The organism is Aeribacillus sp. FSL K6-3256, assembly GCF_037965805.1.
GTDB classification, from domain to species: domain Bacteria; phylum Bacillota; class Bacilli; order Bacillales; family Aeribacillaceae; genus Aeribacillus; species Aeribacillus composti.
The window spans coordinates 2684091-2705491 of record NZ_CP150188.1 but is presented as its reverse complement, the minus strand read 5'-3'; the positions used below and the strand labels follow the sequence as shown (position 1 = coordinate 2705491).

The following is a 21401-nucleotide window of genomic DNA, read 5'->3' as shown; positions in this document are numbered from 1 at the left end:
AAGGGGGAAAGATATGCTCGCTATTCGAGATTTTCCAGAAGAAGAAAGACCAAGGGAACGATTGATACACAACGGACCAAAAGGCCTTTCCAACCATGAGCTGCTGGCAATTTTATTGAGAACAGGGACAAAGGGAGAATCAGTGCTTGAACTGGCGAATAAGCTTTTAAAAACTTTCGGGGGTCTTAGAATGTTAAAAGAGGCGTCAGTTCAGGAAATTATGGGCATACCCGGCATTGGAAAAGCAAAAGCGGTGCAAATTATAGCAGCATTAGAATTGGGAAAAAGAATTCATCAGCTCGCATACGAAGATCGGTATGTCATTCGTTCTCCACAAGATGCCTCCAATTATGTCATGGAAGAAATGCGCTTTTTAAAACAAGAGCATTTCGTAGGTTTATATTTAAACACAAAAAACCAAGTGCTGCATAAGCAAACGATTTTCATTGGCAGTTTAAATACATCAATTGTTCACCCAAGAGAAGTCTTCAAGGAGGCATTGAAATGTTCAGCTGCATCTTTTATTTGTATCCATAATCATCCATCAGGAGATCCCTCCCCAAGAAAAGAGGATATCGAAGTCACGAGGCGCTTGTCCGAATGCGGAAAGCTGATCGGGATTGAACTTTTAGATCATATCATAATCGGAGAGCGTAAATACGTCAGTTTAAAAGAAAAGGGATATTTATAACGTTTTTTTAAAAGGTTCTATGTCAATTGTTGGGGTGCACTGGATATGAAGTGCATCTCTTTTTATGATGTGTGAAGATTAGATCTATGAAATTATTGATAAATGACTTCCAATTTTTTAAGCTTAAAAATGACATTAGTAGTTTTATGAATTTTTATCTTTGAATATCTATTGCTGATGGAGAATGGATTGATATATAATCAATAGCATCCCTTTACTTTATTGGAAAACTTCCATATATAAGGTTCTATTTTATATTACTCATATGATGCTCCTGTCTTTTATAATGAATTGTAAGGAAGCATGTTTTCATTTAAGATTACAGACTTCTGAAGTTAAGATCCTCGTCGCACTGCTGCCTAAGTGATTGTGCACTTGAATTTATATTGATGTTCTTTTTTTGGCAACCACATCAGACCAGCTAACTTATTATTAGAAAAAGAAAGAATTTGTTTTGCTAACTATTTTCCGCAAGAAAGTTATTACCGAGAGCATAGACACGACAATACCAAGCAGCTATCGATTCGCTAAAATGTCGTTTGCTCATACGTTACAAAAGAGAGTGGGAACCCCCACTTCAACCGTAAGTCGGGGAGAAGGTCAAGACCACGCTTTTTTCAAGAGCTTCACTCCAAGCTGAATTTCATCAAAAGAAAGATTACTAAACCCAAGTTTAATCATTGGTTTGTCAGGATTGTTTTTAACAAAGTAGCATGAAGTAGGATACACTTTTACACCATAAGAGAAAGCTCGCTCGATAAGCCATTCTTCTGAACGGTTCAAGTGTACTTTGACTAATACGTATAAACCAGACTGTTCACCAATAATCGATATAGTATCCTCAAATTCTTTTCTTAATAATGATACTAAGTGTTGCATTTTTCGCTTATAAACAAGACGCATACGTTTAATGTGGCGACTCCATTCTCCTTCTTCCATAAACTTCGCCATAGCGAGTTGGCTAAGAATGGACGTGGTGCTTTCGAAATGACGAAATTGATGTTGATAACGATCTAAAAGGGGCTGCGGCAACACCATGTAACTTAAACGAATTCCTGGAAGAAAAGATTTTGAGAAATTCCCTAGATAAATGACTCTTGCTGAATCAATGGAGGCAAGAGCAGGAAACGGTTTTTGTGTATAGCGAAATTCACTATCATAATCGTCTTCAATAATATATCCACGCATCTTGTTAACCCAATGAATAAGCTTTTGCCGTTGTTGAATAGACATGCTTACTCCCATTGGACTTTGATGAGAAGGGGTTACGTAAATTAATCGCGATTGCATTTGTTCTAGTTTGGAAAGATCTGCGCCCGTTTCATACACTGGTAACGTTTCAAACGTAAAACGATGAAATTGAAAAGCTTCCCTAGCACCGTCGTAACCAGGGTCTTCAACGATAATACTTTGGAACTCATCCTTTAGTATATGCCCAAGGTATACAAGCATTTGCTGGGTACTGCTTCCGATAATAATTGCATTTGGATCTGTTCTCACCCCACGGGATTGAAGAAGATAGGCTGCGATTTGTTCGCGGAGGCATAATTCTCCAAAAGGCTCTCCATACCGAAAGCTGTCCTTTACTGTCAATACTTGATTGGAGATTTTCCTCCACGTTTTGAAAGGAAAATGCGATTGATCGACCGCATCTGCACGGAAATCAACACAAACAGATGACTCGGGCTCTGTTTGCTTAGGATTAGAAGCGATGCGAACTTCTTGAACGAAAAGGGGCTCTAACTCATTTACAAAATAACCTTTTCGGCTCTCTCCACGAATATACCCTTCAGCAACAAGTTGCTCATATGCCATTAATGTTGTATTACGGCTTACGTGTAAAGAATCTGCAAGTTGACGAATAGATGGCAATGGCTCATTCGGCTTTATGTCGCCTTGCTCAATAAAAGATTTGAATTTTTCGTAGATTTGTTTGTATTTAGGAGAGTGATCGTTTAAGGTAAAAATTGTATTTTTCATTTTTATCACCCTGACATGTTAATTTTCTTATTATTGTACCTTTTTGAATGTCAGTTTAAATTATATCATACTTTGTAGATATTTAGTTTATATCAAAAAAATAGGATGGGGGAGAGTTTCCGTGTATATCCCGGAGCATTTTGCGATGACAGAAACAACTGTTGCCTACAAGGTGATACAGGAGAACAGTTTTGCAACATTGTTCTCCGTTCACAAAGGAAAGCCTTTCGCTACACATTTACCTTTGCTGTTAAATAAGGAGAAAACGTATTTGTATGGTCATTTTGCTCGTTCCAATACACAATGGAAAGATATTCAAAATCAAACGGTTTTAGCCGTTTTCCAAGGCCCACATTGTTATATTTCTCCCTCTTGGTATGAAGAACCGAATCAAGCAGTGCCAACGTGGAATTATGTGACCCTTCATGTGTATGGAGAGGTTGAGTTAATCGAGGATGAACACGAGTTAATGAGCTCTTTAAATGATATGGTATTGGAGTATGAAGCCCCTGATAACTCTTACAGATTGCAGGATGTAGATGTTGAACTTCTTCGCGGTATGACGAAAGGAATTCAAGGATTCAAAATAAAAATCAATAAGATGGAAGGGAAAGCAAAGTTAAGTCAAAACCATTCTTTACATAGACAAGAGCTCATTATAAAACAATTGGAACAAATTCCTTTTCCAAACGAGCAACAAATCGCCTCTTTGATGAAAGCGAACTTGAAAAATAAAATGTAGCTTTATTTTCATCGATGAAGAGGAGTCCAATCACTAAAAAAGGAGTTGCATATGATGGAGCCTTCGACTATTTGGCTATTTGTTATTGCTACGGCTGCATTGTTAGTCATGCCTGGACCAGCTGTGTTCTATATTATGGCAAGAAGTATAGACCAAGGGAAGAAAGCGGGTCTCGTATCGGTTCTTGGTGTTTCTCTTGGTGGTGCTGTTCATGTTTTAGCAGGAGCAATTGGAGTGTCTGCGATCCTTATGACATCAGCAACAGCTTTTACTATCGTTAAATATTTGGGTGCTATTTATCTTATCTATCTAGGGTGTAAGACTTTATTTTCCACATCTAATGGAAATCATTCAGAAAGTCCAAAAACGAACCATAAAAAATTATTGAAGATTTTTTACGAATCAGCTCTCGTAGAAGTGATGAATCCTAAGACAGCACTCTTTTTTCTAGCTTTCTTTCCGCAATTCATAGCATCTTCTGCTGGCTCGGTCACAGTACAATTTTTGCTTTTAGGAACGATATTTATTATCCTAGCTTTTATTAGCGATAGTTTATATGCCATTCTTGCAGCAAGTATTCGAAAGTGGATAGTAGGTAGGAAAGGAAACTCGAAGTTAATGAACCGGATAACTGGTTATTTATATATTGTCCTAGGGGTATTCTCCGCCTTTGCGAGCCCTTCTAAAACATAAGAGTGGTGTCCTCATGTTGTGAAACAACGAATTACCATTTTACCAAGGCAATAAACAAAATGAAATGGAGAGATAGGTTATGGCTAGATTTATCATTGAAGATGATTTTTGGTTGTTATTCCCTCAGGCGAAAATAGGCACCGTTATTTGTCAAGGGATTGATAATTCAATAAGGGATGTTGAAAGGTATGAGAAGCTGTTGCGGGAGGCAGAGAAAGAAGCACATAAATTTCTCCGTCTGGAGGAATTCAGTCGTAATCCCGTCATAGCTGTTTGGCGAGAAGCTTTTCAGAAATTCAAGACAAAGAAAGGGGCAAGGTGTTCCATTGAAGCTTTATTAAAAAGAGTAAAAAATGGCAATCACATTAAAACAATAAACCCGCTTGTTGATATCTATAATTCCATTTCATTGCGTTATGGACTTCCTTGTGGTGGGGAAGATATCGACACTTTTGTAGGCGATATTCGGCTGACGCAAGCAAATGGCAACGAACCATTTATCCCATTGGGAAGTGATGAAAATGCTTCGCCATATGATGGGGAGATTGTTTATAAAGATGATATCGGTGTAATATGTAGATGTTGGAATTGGCGTGAAGCTCAAAGGACGATGCTAACAGAAAATACGAAAAATGCATTCCTTTGTATTGAATTAATAGACGAAACAAGAAGCGATGAATTTCATAGGGCGCTTAAAGAATTGTCTGATTTAGTGGCACAGAATCTGGGTGGTATGGTGAGGATTGAAGTGTTAGATATTAATAATAAGGAAATTACAATCTTTGGTTAAGATCAAATTGCGTTGAAAAATGATTCCCTGTGAGTCGATATGGACAAAAATCTTCTTGTCATCGATGAATATACATCAAAGGCAAGAAGTCGAATTTTTAGCGGAAATAACTTAAATGAAAAAAGAAAGACATGGAAGTTTTTGCGAAATATTTAGCAGGTATCGACAACCCCGACCATCGTAGCCGAACAGAGGAGATTTTGATGAGGGTTGTTAATAAATTCCCGAATTTGGAGCCGCAAATTAAGTGGAACAAGCCCACATTTAACGATCATTGCACATATATCATTATGTTTGCCGCAGCAAAGAACCATTTGAGCATTTTACCTGAAGAAAAGACAATGGTGCATTTTGCCGATGATATCGCCCAAGCTGGCTACAGCGCTTCTTCACGCTTGTTCCGAATTAAATGGACTGAACCAGTTAATTACGAATTGCTCGAGAAGATCATTGAATTTAATATCAAGGATAAGGCGGAGAATTCGAGTTTTTGGCGGAAATAATACATCGCACCTTATCAAAAGACGCATAGGGACGGCTCCCTCGACATAGATGGCGCATTTCCGTATTATGTAAAAATGGAATTCGGCAAGGGCAGAGTAAAAGCCCACGCAACTTTTGACGGAGAGCCTTATGACGAGCGTATCATATGGTCGTGAAGAACCCGGACAGCTTATCTGTTATATTATCGGTCTGCGTAAAGACATTCGCACAAAAATGGCCAGCAATTATGAGACAACGTTTACGTTATAAAGGGGCGAGTAACATGGAAAATGAAACATGCGATTTAGTTAATACAAAACCGCACCGGAGCGCAAAGCATGGCGAAATAATTACTTTTGGCACTTATCCGAAGAGGGCGGACGTCACGGACAAAACGCCGATAAAATGGTGAGTGCTCCGAAATTCTGGTGACGAACTGTTCAATTTGAGCGAGTATATTTTGACTGCACAAATGACACGCCAAGTTTTTCGGTTAATTTCACAAAACAGGGAGAAAGAATGGATATATTAACACGCGTGTTAATTAACCAATAATATCCATAAAAATATAGAAAAAAGAGCACCTTTCCCTCTCGAATGGAAATCAGAGATGGTAGCTGCCTTATTTAAGTATGCTCAAATTTACGGGAGAAGCATTCCTAATTTTGGATAATCAACAGCCGTGAAAAAGGATAAAATTCGGAAATAAGGAGAAATTCTTGCTTCGAAAAAGGAATAAACAACCAAATGTAAGAAAAAGAAACAGAGGCTGTCCCAAAAGGTCGATAAAATGACCTTGTGAGGACAGCCTCGTTTTTTCTTTTGATTGGGCTTTCTCTCCTCTCGCAACGATGCAATGAGCGGCTTCCTGGAGATGCTTCGCATAGCTGCGGAATGAGTCGGCTTGCACAATACTTCTTCAAATGGACCAAGCGCCGGCTTCGGAGGCTTAAGACGGATTGCCGCAGGCAGGGAGGCATCTTGCCGAGAAGATAGGCGCGGGATGGATCGTCAATGGATCGTCAAAACGAATCGGATGAGAGAATGTACCTTACAACAAATATATTTAAAAAAGAACTTCTACTAAATATTTTTAAAAAACATCCCTCGAAGCCCCCTTCAAATGCTTGACATTATAGCAGGGGAACGCGTCGAGGGTTTCGGTTCAATCAGCTGATCTACATCGTTTATTAGCGCGTAAATATGATCGTATGGTTGATCAATTGCAACATTTTCCGCAGTATGAAACGGGCGTTTTCGGAAATGAACAGCTCCTCTTCCCAGCTTTTTCTTCCTCTGTTTTCGGCTCGTACGAGGAATATAACAAAATTATGTTGAATCCTTATGCTTAACTTCGAGTTTTTACTCTAGTTTTGCAACACCATCTTAGTTATTGAAAAATCACAATTCATTTTACTCTAGTCATTCTACCTCAGTTCCGGCAACAAAATTTTATGAAAACCACTTAAAAGTTTTATGAAAACCCACTTATATGTATTAATTATTACATTTCACCCAAAATTTTGTCATTGCGAAAAAGGAGTTATTTTTACACACTTTATATGGTTAAAAAACTTATTTTCCCGAGTTATAAATGGGTGAAAAAGTATGCCTTCATTTAAAATCAATCCTAACACGTATTACAGTTAATAGCTTTGGATTCTGAACTGCTAGCGCTTTTTCGGACAGATTTTTGCGCTTCTAGACACGTAATGCGAACAACCACCGTCTTGCTGAATTTGCAGGGGGACAGATGGGAGACATCAACGGTATATAACATACTGACCAGCCGCGCAAAGCACGATAAAAAGCTGCTTGAAGCTGGGCATTAACGTTATTACAACGCGTAAGTGCATGATAGAAGGAATTTCAAAAAACATTTGCACGGCCTCGCGAGCTCCAAATGATGTCCGCATTTACAAAGGGTTTGCGACATAAGAAGAGCCAAAGTTGGAGAAAAAGCTCATATTTTAGTGATTTTCAATAATAGATGAACTTGAAACTTCGGCAGAATTGTTATGTAATACTTTATTGGAGTCATTTGAATTGAAACACAATCAACTGAAAAAACCATTATTTTTTATGACATTCTAAACCATTGCTAATAAAGAGTGCAAAGGGGGGATTTGTAAACATAAAATAATATTTTTTGTATGGACTTGTAATATTTTTAAGTTATTATTCTCAATGGATAAATTAAATCAAGGCTTTCATACGGGCGGTATTTGCTGTGACATCTATTTTTCATCCTCTATTCTCCACTAGGAAAATTTTTTAGTAAAAATTTTTGAGGCGTCCAACACAATGATCAGCTTTTCATCAAGTTTCATGAAAAATACCTCGCAAATTTTTATTTTACGCAGGGTATTGATAGCACTTTTTTTTTTGAAAAATTACGTTATAATATAATTTATGGGTTTTTTCAATAATGATTAGACATTTACATGAATATAAAAACGTATTTATTTTGGAAGAAAGGGAGATACAACAGCTATGTTTGGAATTGGTACGAGAGACCTTGGAATAGATTTAGGGACAGCTAATACGTTAGTGTTTGTGAAAGGAAAAGGTATTGTAGTGCGTGAACCATCTGTTGTTGCTTTGCAAACTGATACAAAGCAAATTGTTGCAGTTGGTAATGATGCAAAAAATATGATCGGGCGTACGCCTGGAAATGTTGTAGCACTTCGACCAATGAAAGACGGAGTGATTGCTGATTATGAAACGACTGCTACGATGATGAAATACTACATAAAACAGGCAACAAAAAATGCAGGTATTTTTTCGCGAAAACCTTATGTGATGGTTTGTGTTCCTTCGGGAATAACTGCGGTTGAAGAACGTGCGGTCATTGATGCAACGAGACAAGCAGGCGCTAGAGATGCGTATACGATCGAAGAACCATTTGCGGCTGCTATTGGAGCCAACCTTCCAGTTTGGGAACCGACCGGAAGCATGGTTGTAGACATCGGCGGGGGAACAACGGAAGTTGCCATCATTTCTCTCGGCGGAATTGTGACAAGCCAATCTATACGTGTTGCCGGTGATGAAATGGATGAAGCCATCATTAACTATATCCGTAAAACCTACAACTTAATGATTGGTGATCGGACAGCGGAAGCGGTGAAGCTTGAAATCGGTTCTGCAAGCGCTCCGGAAGGTGTTGAAAACATGGAAATTCGCGGAAGAGATTTGTTAACAGGCCTTCCGAAAACGATTGAAATTACTGCGACAGAAATTTCAGAGGCATTACGCGATACTGTCTATGCGATCGTAGATGCTGTAAAAATTACTTTGGAAAAAACTCCGCCTGAACTTGCGGCGGATATTATGGATCGAGGAATTGTTTTAACGGGTGGGGGCGCCCTTCTTCGCAATTTAGACAAAGTTATAAGCGACGAAACGAAAATGCCTGTAATCATTGCGGAAAATCCTCTTGATTGTGTAGCGGTCGGAACAGGAAAAGCTCTTGAACATATCCACCTATTCAAAAATCGTACAAAAGACCACAGATAAGTTAGAGGTGTAAATCATGCCACAATTTTTTCTAAATAAACGATTAATTGTGCTCCTTGTCGGGATCATTATTTTGGTGGCATTGATTGGTTTTTCCCTAAAGGAAGACCGCAATCTTTCGTGGCAGGAGAAGTTTATTCAAGATTCGGTTGGACTAGTCCAGAAGGTATTTCATCAGCCCGCACAATATATTGCGGGCTTCTTTGAGAATTTGAATCATTTAAAAAATACATACGAAGAAAACGAGCTGCTTCGCAAACAACTGAATAATTATATTCAATTGGAGGAAAAGCTGCAGGAATTAGAACAGGAAAACAAACAATTAAAAGAAGAATTAAAATTATCTGCTGATAACGATATAAGAAAATATAAGTCGATCCAAGGGACAGTCATCGCAAGAAATCCTGATCGTTGGCATGATTATATCAAAATTGATAAAGGCGAACAGCACGGAATCAAAAAAGACATGGCGGTTATAACGGCAAAAGGATTGATCGGGAAAGTGAAAAATACTTCTGAATTTACGTCCACCGTTCAGCTTTTAAGTGCTTCCGACAGAAAAAACCGGATTTCAGCAATGGTTCATACGAATAACGGAAAGGTATTCGGCCTCATTGTCGGCTACAGTGAGCAGGAAAATGCTCTTGAAATGAACATCATTGAATCAAATGCTCAAATCAAAGAAAATCAAATTGTAGCGACTTCTGGCCTTGGCGGAGTGTTTCCTGAAGGTTTAGTGATCGGAAAAGTAAAAAAAGTCGAACTTGATTCGTACGGATTAACAAAGATAGCTTATATAACCCCATCAGCTGACTTTTATGATATAGATCGTGTCATGATCATCGAGCGGGTTCTTCCAACAGTTGATATCAATCAATTGGAAGAGGAGGAAGACTCTTGAGAACGTTTTTCCTCCCCGTAATGGTTATGTTTATTTTCGTATTGGAAAGCATCATCGTTGATCTTGTTCCGATCCCTTTTCTTTCAGATCACCAAGTGGCAGTTCCCCATCTTTTACTATTGATGATTGTCATCTTGGCAGCGTACGGCTCTCGGAAAATTGCCGTCATTTATGGAATTGTTTTCGGTTTATTGTTCGATGTTGTTTACACGCAAGTTATCGGCATATATGCTTTCTCATTTCCGACCTTGGCATATTTAGTGATGCAAGCTTTGCGGGTGCTCAATCCCAATATTTTTGTTTTAATTTTTTTAACTGAGCTTTCCGTTGCATTGCTTGAATTTTTCACATACGGTATTTATTTACTAATCAGGATGACAGCTGTTCCTCTGCAATTGTTTACAATTGATCGCCTGCTACCGACACTTGCTCTGAATTTTGTATTAGCTTGTGTGTTAATCTATCCTTTAAAGAAATTCGTTTTGGGCTTGAAAATAGGTGAACACAACGATTAAGTTTTAAAGTTTGATAGAGGAGTTTTTGTTATTGCTGTCGAAATAGATTTTTGTTGGGGTGAACTTCGTGAAAGCTCAAAGACCATATTATGTAACGATTAAAGGCACAAAGGATGGATTGACATTATATTTAGATGATTCCTGTTCGTTTCACGATATTGTGAATGAACTGGATTCGATGCTCTCCAAAAGGCAGTATGTTCAGGAAAATGAACCGATGATCAGGGTGACGATAAAGGCTGGAAATCGTTTTTTGACGGAGGAACAAGAAGAGAAAATAAAAGACGTAATAAGAAAAAAAAGAAATTTAATTGTCGATGCAATTGATTCAAATGTCATTTCAAAGGAAGAGGCGTTGAAGTGGAAAGAGGAAGCAGATGTTATCTCAGTTGCTAAAGTCGTCCGTTCTGGGCAAGTGTTGAAAATTAGAGGGGATTTGTTGCTGATAGGAGATGTCAATCCTGGCGGGACAGTCATGGCAACGGGCAATATTTTTGTCATGGGGGCTTTAAAAGGCATAGCTCATGCTGGTTTTGAAGGGAATCGAAATGCAGTGATTGCCGCCTCCTTGATGAAGCCGACACAGCTGAGGATCTCCGATATTTTAAGTAGGCCACCCGATCAGAAGGAGCCATCATTTCGAAATGATATGGAATGCGCATATATTGATGAAAATGGGACAATCATTATTGAACGGATTCAACAATTAGCTCATCTGAGACCCAATTTAACTAGGCTTGAAGGGGGAATAATGAATGGGTGAGGCAATTGTGGTCACTTCTGGCAAGGGCGGGGTCGGCAAAACAACAACTTCTGCAAATGTTGGTACAGCCCTTGCCATTATGGGAAAGAAAGTTTGTCTAGTTGATACAGATATCGGCTTGCGGAACCTCGATGTTGTCATGGGATTGGAAAACAGGATTATTTATGATTTAGTTGATGTTGTCCAAGAACGATGCAAAATTCATCAAGCTCTCGTAAAAGATAAACGCTTTAATGATTTTCTTTATTTGCTGCCTGCAGCGCAAACTAGCGATAAAACTGCCGTAACACCTGAGCAGATGAAAAAATTAATTGATCAGCTAAAACAAGATTTTGATTATATTATTATCGACTGTCCTGCCGGGATTGAACAAGGATATAAAAATGCCGTATCCGGTGCGGATCAAGCGATTGTCGTGACAACACCAGAAGTTTCCGCTGTGAGAGATGCGGATCGAATTATCGGTTTGCTGGAGAAGGAAGATATTGAGCCGCCACGATTAATTATTAATCGGATCCGAAATCATTTAATGAAAAACGGTGATATGCTGGATGTCGATGAAATTGTCAGCCATCTTTCTATTGATTTGTTGGGGATTGTAATTGATGATGATGAGGTAATAAAAGCGTCTAATAATGGTGAACCGATTGTAATGAACCCTGACAATCGTGCTTCCATTGCCTACCGCAATATTGCGAGAAGAATTTTAGGTGAAGCGGTTCCGCTTCAATCATTAGATGAGCCTGAAAAAGGTGTTATCGCAAAAATCAAAAAATTTTTTGGAGTACGTGCTTAATCCTAATCAATTTAAAAATCACACTTCCTTGAATAAAGCATTAGCTTTTTTCTTTGCACACATTAGAATCACTGCCATCACACTGATATATCTCCCACCTGCTGATCGTTTTTTTCTTCTATCTCTTGAGGTGGGAGATTTTTTGAAGGCTGTACAAAATATTTCCTCTTGAATCTTTTCCCTTTCAATATGATTCAATAATCGTCAATTTTTCTTCTGCGTTTGTCCGCTGTTTTGGTTCTGGGATTGAGGCAGGATAGCCAATATGTAGAAGGCCGACAATTTTTTCTCCTGGTTCTACTCCAACTTTTTGTCGGAAAGATGGTGAATAAATATAAGCACCTGTTTTCCATATAACGCCAATACCTTTTTCCCATGCAGCTAGTTGAAAATTTTGGATTAATGCACTTGTCGCTTTTAAATCCTCCTCCCACTGCTTTTGACGCGGATCCTCTTTCATGATTACCAATAAATGTGCTGGAATCGGCAGCAGCTTTTCTCGTAATCGATCGATATTTTTTCCATTGTTCGTTTCTTGTGCAATAGCAGCAACTAATTTTTCTTTTCCTTCATTCATAAACAGCACGAACCGCCATGGCTCTCTTAATCCATGATTAGGAGCCCAAACAGCCGTATTTAATAATTCACATATTACTTCTTTAGGGATTGGATCTTTCTTAAATTCTTTAATCGATCGACGCTCTTTAATTATATTGGCTACTTTGTATGTTTCCATTGGTATTTCTGATGCCTCCTTAATAATAATGATTTTCAATTAGAATTATTTCAAAATTGAAGTGATATGTAAATGTTTATTTCTACAGTCGTAATCGTTTACAAAGGGAAGGAGACAGGTGCGAGAAATCATTTCAAACAGCTGATACAAGAGCAATGAAAACGATCGACTTAAAAATACAGAATATTCAATTAATAAAATATGAATTCTTTACATAAGAACTATAAATGAGAAAGTTTCGCATGGATGAACAATTGCTAAAACTAGATATAACAGCATGATGCGAAAATATGTTCATCCAGCAATTGATTCATGCACATTTATATTCCCTAGTGAGAAAGATCATTCATAAGAAATGTTAGATGACTCATTTCTACGTTCAAATCTCAGATGGAAGGTGACAGTGATGGAACATGGCAAATCAACAAAAAAAAAAATGGCCGGCCGTTGGTCCGGGGTTAATTGTCGCAGCAACGGGCGTCGGAGCCGGTGATCTAGTTGCTGCCTTAGTTGCCGGTACAAATTTTGGGCTTGTCTTTTTATGGGCAATCATTATCGGGGCTATTTTAAAATTTGCCTTAAATGAGGGTGTTGGCCGATATCATTTGCTGACTGGAAAAACTATTTTAGAAGGCTGGCATTCTATGGGATTATGGGCAACAAGCTATTTTGGCGTTTATTCGGTTATTTGGGGATTTGTTTATGGAGCGGCTGCGACTTCATCTTGTGCATTGGCTCTGTCTGCATTATTTCCTGTCTTGCCTTTATGGGTATGGGCGGTTATAAGCGGTTTGTTAGGTTTTTTATTAACATGGATGGGGCAATATAAGCTATTTGAAAAAGTTATGAATCTTTTAATTCTACTTATGTTTATTTCGGTTGTCGGCTCAGCTGTTATTGTTCTGCCGGAACTTTCTGATATCATGGACACTGCTGTTCCGGCGTTGCCGAAAGGGTCACTGCTTTACGCACTCGGATTAATTGGGGGAGTTGGCGGATCCATTACCATGGCGTCTTATGGCTATTGGCTGCAGGAAAACAATTGGAAGGATCGATCCTATCTCCGCTACGTTAGATTTGACTCCATGATTGCCTATATTACTACAGCAGTTTTTACAATTTCTTTATTAATTTTAGGGGCTGCATTACTATATGGAACGAATACAAACATTAACGGTGAGCAAGGTCTCGTATCATTTGCTACCATTTTAGGAAACGAGCTGTCCCCAACTGTACGCATCTTATTTCTCATCGGTTTTTGGTCAGCTTCCTTTACATCAGTATTAGGTGTTTGGAATGGCGTCTCTTATTTATTTGCTGATTTTGTCTATACTGTTAAAAAACATGATGTGAATAAAGAACAATTAAGTAAGACAAAAGCTTATAAATTTTTTGTTTTTTGGTTAACATTCCCGCCAATGCTCTTGCATTTTATAGGAAAACCTGTGAGCCTCATTATTTTGTATGGTGCCCTTGGTGCGCTATTTATGCCCTTTCTGGCGCTGACCCTTATCTATTTGCTTAATAGTAAAAAGCATCTTCCTCATAAGGAAGATCGAAATAAATGGTTTTTCAACGTACTTTTGAGTTTAAATATTGTTTTATTTTTCATTTTATCGATCAATGAACTAGTCAACCTATTTCGTTAAGCGGCTTCAAATAAGAGGCAGTCTAGCTTTTGTGTTAATTCACCATATACTACTATTTCAAAAAGAAGACGACAAAAGCATTTTGTGGTCTTCTTTTTGATTTCAAAATTTTGCTTTTCAGTGGATAGCGCCATATTTTATTTTGCTTCATCCAGTATTCCTTTGAATCAGAAAAGAGTGAAGAACCTGCTTACTAGGAGAATTTTGGCTTGTAGGTAAAAGTTCTTTATCAAGGTCAAAGATAAACATTTGCCTAGATATCGCTTTAAGAAATGCAAAATGGCTTTATTGTCATAAACGGTAAGGACAGGGCATAAACTTGTACAAAATTGCAAAAGGATGATGGATGATGAATCGTCGAGCAAAAGAAATAAAAAAACGAATAGCAAAGCGTAAACGAAAAAGAATGAACAGCATGCTTTCGAGCAGTTCAAGCAGCAGTGATGATACATCTGTTCCATTTATCAATCAAATCACACAAGAAAACGTGCAAGTTGACGCGGACTCCCCGTTTTATGTAGAGGCAGAAGGAAGTAAAAATTTTCATCCATTGTTTCGTTCGGACGTTTTTATAACAAAATTGCTAATCTCTGCCTGCATCGTCCTGATGATCGGTATTATTTTTAAAAATGACCGGGCAGAATTTCTGAAAGCTAGAGATTTCGTCAGCCATGTGATGGAAAAGGAGTTTAACTTTGCATATGTTTCCAAATGGTACGAAGAGCAATTTGGGAATCCATTAGCGTTTTTGAAAAAACAATCGAAAGAGGAAAGTGGATCTAAAGAAAGTCAATATGCGGTTCCGGCATCAGGAAAGGTGCTTCAGAGCTTTAAAGATACAGGGCAAGGCGTGATGATCGAAACAAATAATAAAACGGTAGAGGCCATGAATGAAGGAATTGTTATTGAAGCTGGAAAGAAGGAGGATACTGGTCTGACTGTGGTGATTCAACATGCTGATGGAATAGAAACCTGGTATGGGAACCTGGAAGAGCTAAATGTAGCGCTGTATGACTTTGTCGAAACGGGAAAACCTGTAGGCAAAGTAAAGCAAAGCCAAAACCAGCACGGAACATACTATTTTGCCATAAAAAAGGGCGACACATTTATTGACCCGAGTCAGGTGATCTCATTTGAATAAATATTTTTCCTTATTGTCGAAAATACATATTCATCCTATCTTTTGGGTGTTGATTGCAATCGGAGCAATGACAGCGCAATTTAAAGCTCTTTGCATCCTTTTCTCAATAGTTTTTATTCATGAAATGGGGCATGCTGTTTGCGCCAGTTTTTTTTCATGGAGGATCAAGTCCATTCAGCTTCTTCCTTTTGGCGGTGCAGTGGAAATGGAGGAGCATGGAAATCGTCCCTTGAAAGAAGATCTGTTTGTTGTTATATCTGGACCGATTCAGCATTTATGGATGCAAATAGCTGCATGGATTTTTTGGGAAGCAAATTTCATAAACGACTCTACATATGAAATGTTTATTTTTTTTAATATGTCTATTTTCCTTTTTAATCTTCTTCCCATTTGGCCCCTTGATGGAGGAAAGCTTCTTTTTATTTTGCTGAGCAAACAAAAACCTTTTTCAGTTGCTCATAAGGAAATGCTTCGCATATCTGCAGTTGTTTTTTCATGTTTGTTCCTTTTTTTGCTTTTTTTCAACCCTACTCTTTTAAGCGGGTGGATTATCGCAGCCTTTATCGTCCACTCCATTTATACGGAATATAAACAAAGACAATTTGTATATATTCGCTTCTTGATGGAAAGGTATTATGGAAATCATAAAGCGTTCACGGTGTTAAAGCCGATCATTGTTGATCGCGATGATTTGATTTACCACGTGCTGCTGAAATTTCAGCGGGGTTGCAAGCACCCTATTATAGTGGAGGACGATGGAAAAAAACTTTTTCAGCTTGATGAAAATGAGCTGCTGCACAGTTTTTTTTCGGAAAAAAAGACGGACGGAAAAATGGGCGATTTACAGTACGTTTATTGACGCCTGCAGGAAAACATGGTATTGAAATAGGAAACAATACATGAAAAGAGGTTGTTGGGTTGCGGCAATTAATTATAAATAAAAAAACGGATGATGAACGCATTGCATTATTGGAAAACGGACGACTGGCGGAAGTATGGATAAAAGAAAAAAACACGATTGTCGGCAACATTTATAAAGGAAAAGTAACAAAAGTCCTTCCTGGTATGGAGGCTGTTTTTGTTGATTTAGGTCAGGGAAGAAACGGCTATCTTCACCGGAATGACATTATGTCATATTTTGAGACGTCCCGAACGAATGAGGCATTAAAAAATAAAAATGTCCGGCATTTTATTTCTCAAGGTGAAGAGGTAATCGTTCAAGTTGTAAAAGAATCAGGAGAATTTAAAGGCCCTAAAGTCACAATGAATATTGAATTGCGATCCCCTTTTTTTGTATATCAGCCCTTTGGCCGCACGGTGGCAATTTCCAAAAAAATTATTTCCCAGGAAGAAAGAAAAAGATTGCAGCTTCTCGGGGAAACGTTATGCTCAAACAAAGGGGGCATCGTTTTCCGAACTGCTGCGGAAAGAACGGATGACCAAACAATAAAAAAATGGTTTGATGACATGCTGAGCAGTTTTGAACAACAGCTGAAAAGCAAAAAAGTGCCGAGCTTATTATTCGGTTCAGAAAGTTTTGTAGAGCAAATTATCGCTGAAATTTCACCGCATGTATTGGATGAAATTGTCATTGATGACATAAGCACTGTAAAAGAATTGGAAAAAAATTACGGAGATTTGTTCCCATTTTCCATTAATTTTTATTCCGAAAACGAAAATATTTTTTCTTATTATGCAATCGAACATGAAATCGAAAAGGCGCTGAAAAAAATTGTTTGGTTAAAAAACGGCGCGTTTATCGTAATTGAAGAAACGGAAGCAATGATTGTCATTGATGTTAATACAGGGAAATTTTCGGGGAAAAATACGTACCGAGATACGGTTTTAAAAACCAATGAGGAGGCGGCAAAAGAAATTGCCCGGCAGTTAAGATTAAGAAATTTGAGCGGCATCATTTTGATCGATTTTATTGATATGGAGAAAAAAGATAGAAGCCGGATTTTGAGATTGTTTCAAAAAGAATTGGAAAAGGACCGCATTTTCACAAAAGTCATCGGTTTTACCGAATTAAATATATTGCAATTAACAAGGAAAAAAACTCGAAAATCTCTTTCCGAGCTTTTGCTCGAACCATGTCCAGCATGCGGCGGAACAGGAAGAAAAAGGACGGTTGAAAGCATTGCTTTTGAACTTGAAAGAACCCTTCTTGAACATGCTGGATCAGATGACGAAGCCGTCCTTGTAGAAGCGGCCCCAGAAGTTTGCGATTTTTTTACATGTGAATATGAGAAACATTTAAAAAAGCTTGAAGAACTAATAGGCATGAAGATTTTCTTCAGTCCTTCCGATCATGTAAAAGGATTCGAAATTCGCCAATGGGGAACAGAAGAGGAAGTGGCTTTACGGATCTCCAAAATGTATTGACATATACATTCATATTTTGTTAAGATCAATTTGTTATTGTTTTTTGTAGCACCCGTGCTACAACCGCTCAGTTTGGGTTTGAAGCTCGGTTATCCGACACCCTAATCTGGCGAGTCTTAGTTAAATAGGAGGTGCAGAATATGTACGCAATCATTGAAACTGGCGGGAAACAAGTGAAAGTTGAAGAGGGTCAAGCCATTTATGTGGAAAAATTAGACGCTCAAGAAGGTGAAACAGTTACTTTTGACAAGGTGCTTTTCGTTGGAGGAGACAACGTAAAGGTAGGTAACCCGCTGGTAGAAGGAGCTACGGTTACGGCAAAAGTTGAAAAGCATGGCCGAGGTAAGAAAATTATCGTTTTTAAATATAAACCGAAAAAAAATTACCGTAGAAAACAAGGTCATCGCCAACCGTACACAAAAGTTGTCATTGAAAAAATTAATGCATAATAAAGGCTGTTTCATATGATACATGTGACCATCCATCGTTCGAAAGAAGGATTCATCCGGTCGTTTACAATGAAAGGGCATGCGGACTTCGCAGAGCACGGGAAGGACATCGTATGTGCAGGCGCTTCAGCTGTTTCTTTTGGAGCAGTAAATGCGATCAAAGCTTTAGCCAATGTCGATATGAATGTTGAACAATCGGAAGAAGGCGGATTTTTGCACGTACAGGTTCCTGATCAAGTTGACACGGATTCATTTGAAAAAATCCAATTATTGCTTGAAGGAATGCTTGTTTCATTACAAACGATCGAGCGAGGGTATGGAAAGTTTATTCGAATCGTTACAAAAAAAGATTAGGAGGTGGCACTCATGCTAAAATTGGATCTTCAATTTTTCGCATCGAAAAAAGGAGTTGGGTCCACGAAAAACGGACGTGATTCCATCGCAAAACGATTAGGTGCAAAACGTGCGGACGGTCAATTTGTTACAGGCGGCTCCATTCTTTATCGTCAAAGAGGTACAAAAGTTTATCCTGGTTTGAATGTTGGCCGCGGCGGGGATGATACGCTTTATGCGAAAGTAGACGGCATCGTCCGTTTTGAACGATATGGACGCGACAAGAAAAAAGTCAGCGTGTATCCGATAGCAAAAGAAGCATAAGCAAACACTTGAAAAACTCTAGCCTTTTTGGTTAGAGTTTTCTTTTTCGGTGTTTTTTTAATGGAAAGTTGATATAATTTTTGTACATGTTTAAAAAGATAGCTTGATGGGAGTGGAACCATGGCTGATCAAAGAGAGAGATGGAGTATTGTTGACGCATTAAGCCACTCCAGACATGATTGGATGAATAAATTGCAATTAATTAAAGGCCATTTATCATTAAAAAAATACGATCGGGTGAAGGAAATTATTGATGAAATTGTCGTGGAAGCAAAGCAAGAATCAAAACTTTGCAATTTAAACATGCCCAGTTTTGCAGAGCTGCTTTTAACATATAACTGGAAAGGACACCTTCTCATTTTGGATTATGAAGTGTTAGGGGAAGCGATGGATTGTTCTGGTCTAGATGAGGAAATGTTCCATTTTACAACAGATCTTTTTCAAATCCTTAATCAAAATATTGATAAAAAACAAGAAAATCATATAACCGTAACATTAGAACTCTTTAAAACAGAAAACAATGTCCGGTTCTTTTATGATTTTAATGGTATACTAACGGATGATAAGACTCTTTTAACATTTTTAGAGCAGTACCAATCAGATGCAATCACCATTCAACAAATACATTTTGATACATATGAATTTACATTGATGGTCAGTAAGTCGTGATGAAACAATGAAAGGAGGCTGAAGTTCAATGTTTGTCGATCAAGTGAAGGTATATGTGAAGGGCGGAGATGGCGGGAACGGCATGGTTGCTTTCCGCCGTGAAAAATATGTTCCGAAAGGAGGCCCTGCAGGGGGAGACGGCGGAAAGGGCGGAGATGTGATTTTTGAAGTGGATGAAGGTCTCCGGACGTTAATGGATTTTCGCTATAAAAAACATTTTAAAGCTCCAAAAGGCGAAAACGGGATGTCTAAAAATCAGCACGGGAAAAATGCCGAACCCCTTGTTGTGAAAGTTCCTCCCGGTACTGTTGTAATAGATGATGATACAAAAGAAGTGATCGCAGATTTAACCGAGCACGGGCAAAGAAGCGTGATTGCCAAAGGAGGACGGGGCGGCAGAGGAAACACCCGATTTGCCTCGCCAACGAATCCGGCGCCTGAAATATGCGAAAAAGGGGAGCCGGGCGAAGAACGATATGTAACATTGGAATTAAAGCTTTTGGCTGATGTCGGGCTTGTCGGATTTCCGAGCGTTGGGAAGTCCACTCTTTTATCAGTTGTATCAAGTGCTAAACCAAAAATCGCTGCCTACCATTTTACGACGATTGTGCCGAATTTAGGTGTTGTTGAGACCGAAGACGGACGCAGTTTTGTGATGGCAGATTTACCGGGTCTTATTGAAGGCGCTCATCAAGGAGTAGGTCTTGGACATCAATTTTTGCGTCATATTGAAAGAACAAGAGTCATCGTTCATGTCATTGATATGTCCGCAATGGAAGGCCGTGATCCGTATGAGGATTACCTGACGATCAATGAAGAATTAAAACAATATAATTTAAGGCTGACGGAGCGGCCGCAAATTGTTGTCGCCAACAAAATGGATATGCCAAATGCTGCTGAAAATCTTTCACAATTTAAAAGAAAGCTGCAAGACAAAAATGTCAGCATTTTTCCAATATCAGCCGTTACACGCCAAGGAATTCGCGAGCTGTTATTTGCTATTGCCGATTTACTGGAAAAAACACCGGAATTCCCTCTTTACTTTGACGAAACGGAAACATCTGCTCCGAATCGCGTCGTGTATACATTAAAGGATGAAAAGCCGAGCTTTACCATCAGCCGTGACAGCGATGGAGCGTTTATTTTATCAGGTGAAAAAGTTGAAAAGCTGTTTAAAATGACCGATTTTTCAAGAGACGAATCCGTTCGCCGTTTTGCAAGACAGCTTCGCAAAATGGGGGTAGACGACGCATTAAGAGAGCGCGGTGCAAAAGACGGGGATACAGTCAGGCTGCTGGAATTTGAATTTGAATTCATTGAATAAAACATTTTGCACATAAAATCTGTGTCCTTCATGCTTCATCGCATATGGGTGGGAAAGGAGACGGTAGATGAAAGACGAAATTTTTTATTTGGTAAGGGAAGATGTGCTGCCGGAAGCAATGAAAAAAACGCTCGAAGTGAAAAAGCTTCTTGAACGAGGCAAAGTCTCGTCCGTTCAAGAAGCTGTGCAGCTCGTTGACTTGAGCCGAAGTGCGTTTTATAAATACAGAGACGCGGTTTTTCCTTTTCATACTGTTGTCAAAGAAAAAATCATTACGTTGTTTTTCCATTTAGAAGATCGTTCCGGAACGCTGTCGCATTTGCTTAAAGTTGTGGCTGAAGCAGGCTGCAATGTGCTGACAATTCACCAAACCATTCCGATTCAAGGAAGAGCCAATGTGACTTTATCATTAAATACGAACGGAATGAAAGAGGATATGAACGTTTTATTATTAAAATTGCGGAAGCTAGAATTTGTAGAAAAGGTCGAACTATTAAGTTCAGGTGCATAGAATTAGGAAG

General features: G+C 38.6%; 23 protein-coding genes, 1 pseudogene and 1 other annotated feature. Of the genes and pseudogenes, 21 read left to right on the top strand and 3 right to left on the bottom strand.

Annotation, left to right across the window (positions count from 1 at the left end; genetic code table 11):
* The first annotated feature begins 13 nt into the window (after positions 1-13).
* Positions 14-691, top strand: a complete 678-nt coding sequence (gene radC / locus NSQ84_RS13060; protein WP_339211965.1) for a DNA repair protein RadC — start codon at positions 14-16, stop codon at positions 689-691.
* Between the two features lie 600 nt (positions 692-1291).
* Here the strand turns inward: radC and NSQ84_RS13055 are convergent.
* Positions 1292-2671 carry a PLP-dependent aminotransferase family protein gene (locus NSQ84_RS13055; RefSeq protein ID WP_327873572.1) on the bottom strand — a complete coding sequence of 460 codons (1380 nt, stop codon included), beginning with the start codon at positions 2669-2671 and terminating at the stop codon, positions 1292-1294.
* 121 nt (positions 2672-2792) lie between these two features.
* On the opposite strand from NSQ84_RS13055, the gene NSQ84_RS13050 reads away from it, so the two are divergent.
* From NSQ84_RS13050 to NSQ84_RS13030, 5 genes are all read left to right on the top strand, one after another.
* Positions 2793-3413 carry an FMN-binding negative transcriptional regulator gene (locus NSQ84_RS13050; protein WP_327873571.1) on the top strand — a complete coding sequence of 207 codons (621 nt, stop codon included), beginning with the start codon at positions 2793-2795 and terminating at the stop codon, positions 3411-3413.
* 54 nt (positions 3414-3467) lie between these two features.
* Positions 3468-4106, top strand: a complete 639-nt coding sequence (locus NSQ84_RS13045) for a LysE family translocator (protein WP_327873570.1) — start codon at positions 3468-3470, stop codon at positions 4104-4106.
* A gap of 79 nt (positions 4107-4185) precedes the next feature.
* On the top strand, positions 4186-4896 hold the full coding sequence (locus tag NSQ84_RS13040) for a B3/4 domain-containing protein (RefSeq protein ID WP_327873569.1): 711 nt from the start codon (positions 4186-4188) through the stop codon (positions 4894-4896).
* Positions 4897-5027: 131 nt separating this feature from the next.
* Positions 5028-5399 carry an iron chaperone gene (locus NSQ84_RS13035; protein WP_327873568.1) on the top strand — a complete coding sequence of 124 codons (372 nt, stop codon included), beginning with the start codon at positions 5028-5030 and terminating at the stop codon, positions 5397-5399.
* Between the two features lie 263 nt (positions 5400-5662).
* Complete coding sequence (locus tag NSQ84_RS13030) at positions 5663-5791, top strand: hypothetical protein (protein ID WP_327873567.1); 129 nt, start codon at positions 5663-5665, stop codon at positions 5789-5791.
* A gap of 707 nt (positions 5792-6498) precedes the next feature.
* Here NSQ84_RS13030 and NSQ84_RS13025 read toward each other — a convergent pair.
* Positions 6499-6727: pseudogene (locus NSQ84_RS13025) on the bottom strand (hypothetical protein); the annotation flags it as partial.
* 1145 nt (positions 6728-7872) lie between these two features.
* On the opposite strand from NSQ84_RS13025, the gene NSQ84_RS13020 reads away from it, so the two are divergent.
* The 5 genes from NSQ84_RS13020 to minD are packed head-to-tail and all read left to right on the top strand — an operon-like array spanning position 7873 to position 11870.
* Positions 7873-8895, top strand: coding sequence for a rod shape-determining protein (locus NSQ84_RS13020; RefSeq protein WP_063387942.1), 1023 nt, complete (start codon positions 7873-7875; stop codon positions 8893-8895).
* Between the two features lie 16 nt (positions 8896-8911).
* Entirely contained in the window at positions 8912-9796 is an 885-nt protein-coding gene (mreC, locus tag NSQ84_RS13015) for a rod shape-determining protein MreC (RefSeq protein ID WP_063387943.1), read from the top strand.
* Positions 9793-10311: a rod shape-determining protein MreD gene (gene mreD / locus NSQ84_RS13010; RefSeq protein ID WP_144597691.1), complete on the top strand. Its 519-nt coding sequence runs from the start codon at positions 9793-9795 to the stop codon at positions 10309-10311. Before mreC ends, mreD begins: the two co-directional genes overlap by 4 nt.
* Before the next feature lie 58 nt (positions 10312-10369).
* Positions 10370-11074 carry a septum site-determining protein MinC gene (minC, locus tag NSQ84_RS13005; RefSeq protein ID WP_082829524.1) on the top strand — a complete coding sequence of 235 codons (705 nt, stop codon included), beginning with the start codon at positions 10370-10372 and terminating at the stop codon, positions 11072-11074.
* Positions 11067-11870: a septum site-determining protein MinD gene (gene minD, locus NSQ84_RS13000; protein WP_063387946.1), complete on the top strand. Its 804-nt coding sequence runs from the start codon at positions 11067-11069 to the stop codon at positions 11868-11870. The genes minC and minD overlap by 8 nt, the downstream gene beginning before the upstream one ends.
* 184 nt (positions 11871-12054) lie before the next feature.
* On the opposite strand, the gene NSQ84_RS12995 is transcribed toward minD, so the two are convergent.
* Complete coding sequence (locus NSQ84_RS12995; RefSeq protein ID WP_063387948.1) at positions 12055-12606, bottom strand: nitroreductase; 552 nt, start codon at positions 12604-12606, stop codon at positions 12055-12057.
* A gap of 413 nt (positions 12607-13019) precedes the next feature.
* Here NSQ84_RS12995 and NSQ84_RS12990 point away from each other — a divergent pair, with 413 nt between their 5' ends.
* The 10 genes from NSQ84_RS12990 (at position 13020) to NSQ84_RS12945 (ending at position 21391) form a co-directional block, all read left to right on the top strand.
* Positions 13020-14255 carry an Nramp family divalent metal transporter gene (locus NSQ84_RS12990; protein WP_063387949.1) on the top strand — a complete coding sequence of 412 codons (1236 nt, stop codon included), beginning with the start codon at positions 13020-13022 and terminating at the stop codon, positions 14253-14255.
* A 346-nt stretch (positions 14256-14601) separates the two neighbouring features.
* Positions 14602-15396, top strand: coding sequence for a M23 family metallopeptidase (locus tag NSQ84_RS12985; protein WP_327873565.1), 795 nt, complete (start codon positions 14602-14604; stop codon positions 15394-15396).
* Positions 15389-16255 (top strand): M50 family metallopeptidase, encoded by an 867-nt coding sequence (locus NSQ84_RS12980; protein ID WP_327873564.1) that lies wholly within the window; start codon positions 15389-15391, stop codon positions 16253-16255. Before NSQ84_RS12985 ends, NSQ84_RS12980 begins: the two co-directional genes overlap by 8 nt.
* Before the next feature lie 59 nt (positions 16256-16314).
* The gene (locus NSQ84_RS12975; protein WP_327873563.1) at positions 16315-17781 is read left to right on the top strand and encodes an Rne/Rng family ribonuclease; all 1467 of its coding nucleotides are present in this window, start codon (positions 16315-16317) and stop codon (positions 17779-17781) included.
* Positions 17782-17832: 51 nt separating this feature from the next.
* Positions 17833-17908, top strand: a sequence feature (ribosomal protein L21 leader region).
* A 13-nt stretch (positions 17909-17921) separates the two neighbouring features.
* Positions 17922-18230 carry a 50S ribosomal protein L21 gene (gene rplU / locus NSQ84_RS12970; RefSeq protein ID WP_063387953.1) on the top strand — a complete coding sequence of 103 codons (309 nt, stop codon included), beginning with the start codon at positions 17922-17924 and terminating at the stop codon, positions 18228-18230.
* A 15-nt stretch (positions 18231-18245) separates the two neighbouring features.
* Positions 18246-18584: a ribosomal-processing cysteine protease Prp gene (locus tag NSQ84_RS12965; protein WP_063387954.1), complete on the top strand. Its 339-nt coding sequence runs from the start codon at positions 18246-18248 to the stop codon at positions 18582-18584.
* Positions 18585-18596: 12 nt separating this feature from the next.
* Positions 18597-18887 carry a 50S ribosomal protein L27 gene (rpmA, locus tag NSQ84_RS12960; RefSeq protein ID WP_063387955.1) on the top strand — a complete coding sequence of 97 codons (291 nt, stop codon included), beginning with the start codon at positions 18597-18599 and terminating at the stop codon, positions 18885-18887.
* A gap of 120 nt (positions 18888-19007) precedes the next feature.
* Complete coding sequence (locus NSQ84_RS12955) at positions 19008-19556, top strand: Spo0B C-terminal domain-containing protein (RefSeq protein WP_066249564.1); 549 nt, start codon at positions 19008-19010, stop codon at positions 19554-19556.
* Between the two features lie 28 nt (positions 19557-19584).
* Positions 19585-20880 carry a GTPase ObgE gene (gene obgE / locus NSQ84_RS12950; protein ID WP_063387957.1) on the top strand — a complete coding sequence of 432 codons (1296 nt, stop codon included), beginning with the start codon at positions 19585-19587 and terminating at the stop codon, positions 20878-20880.
* 67 nt (positions 20881-20947) lie between these two features.
* Entirely contained in the window at positions 20948-21391 is a 444-nt protein-coding gene (locus tag NSQ84_RS12945) for an ACT domain-containing protein (protein ID WP_063387958.1), read from the top strand.
* Positions 21392-21401: the final 10 nt, after the last annotated feature.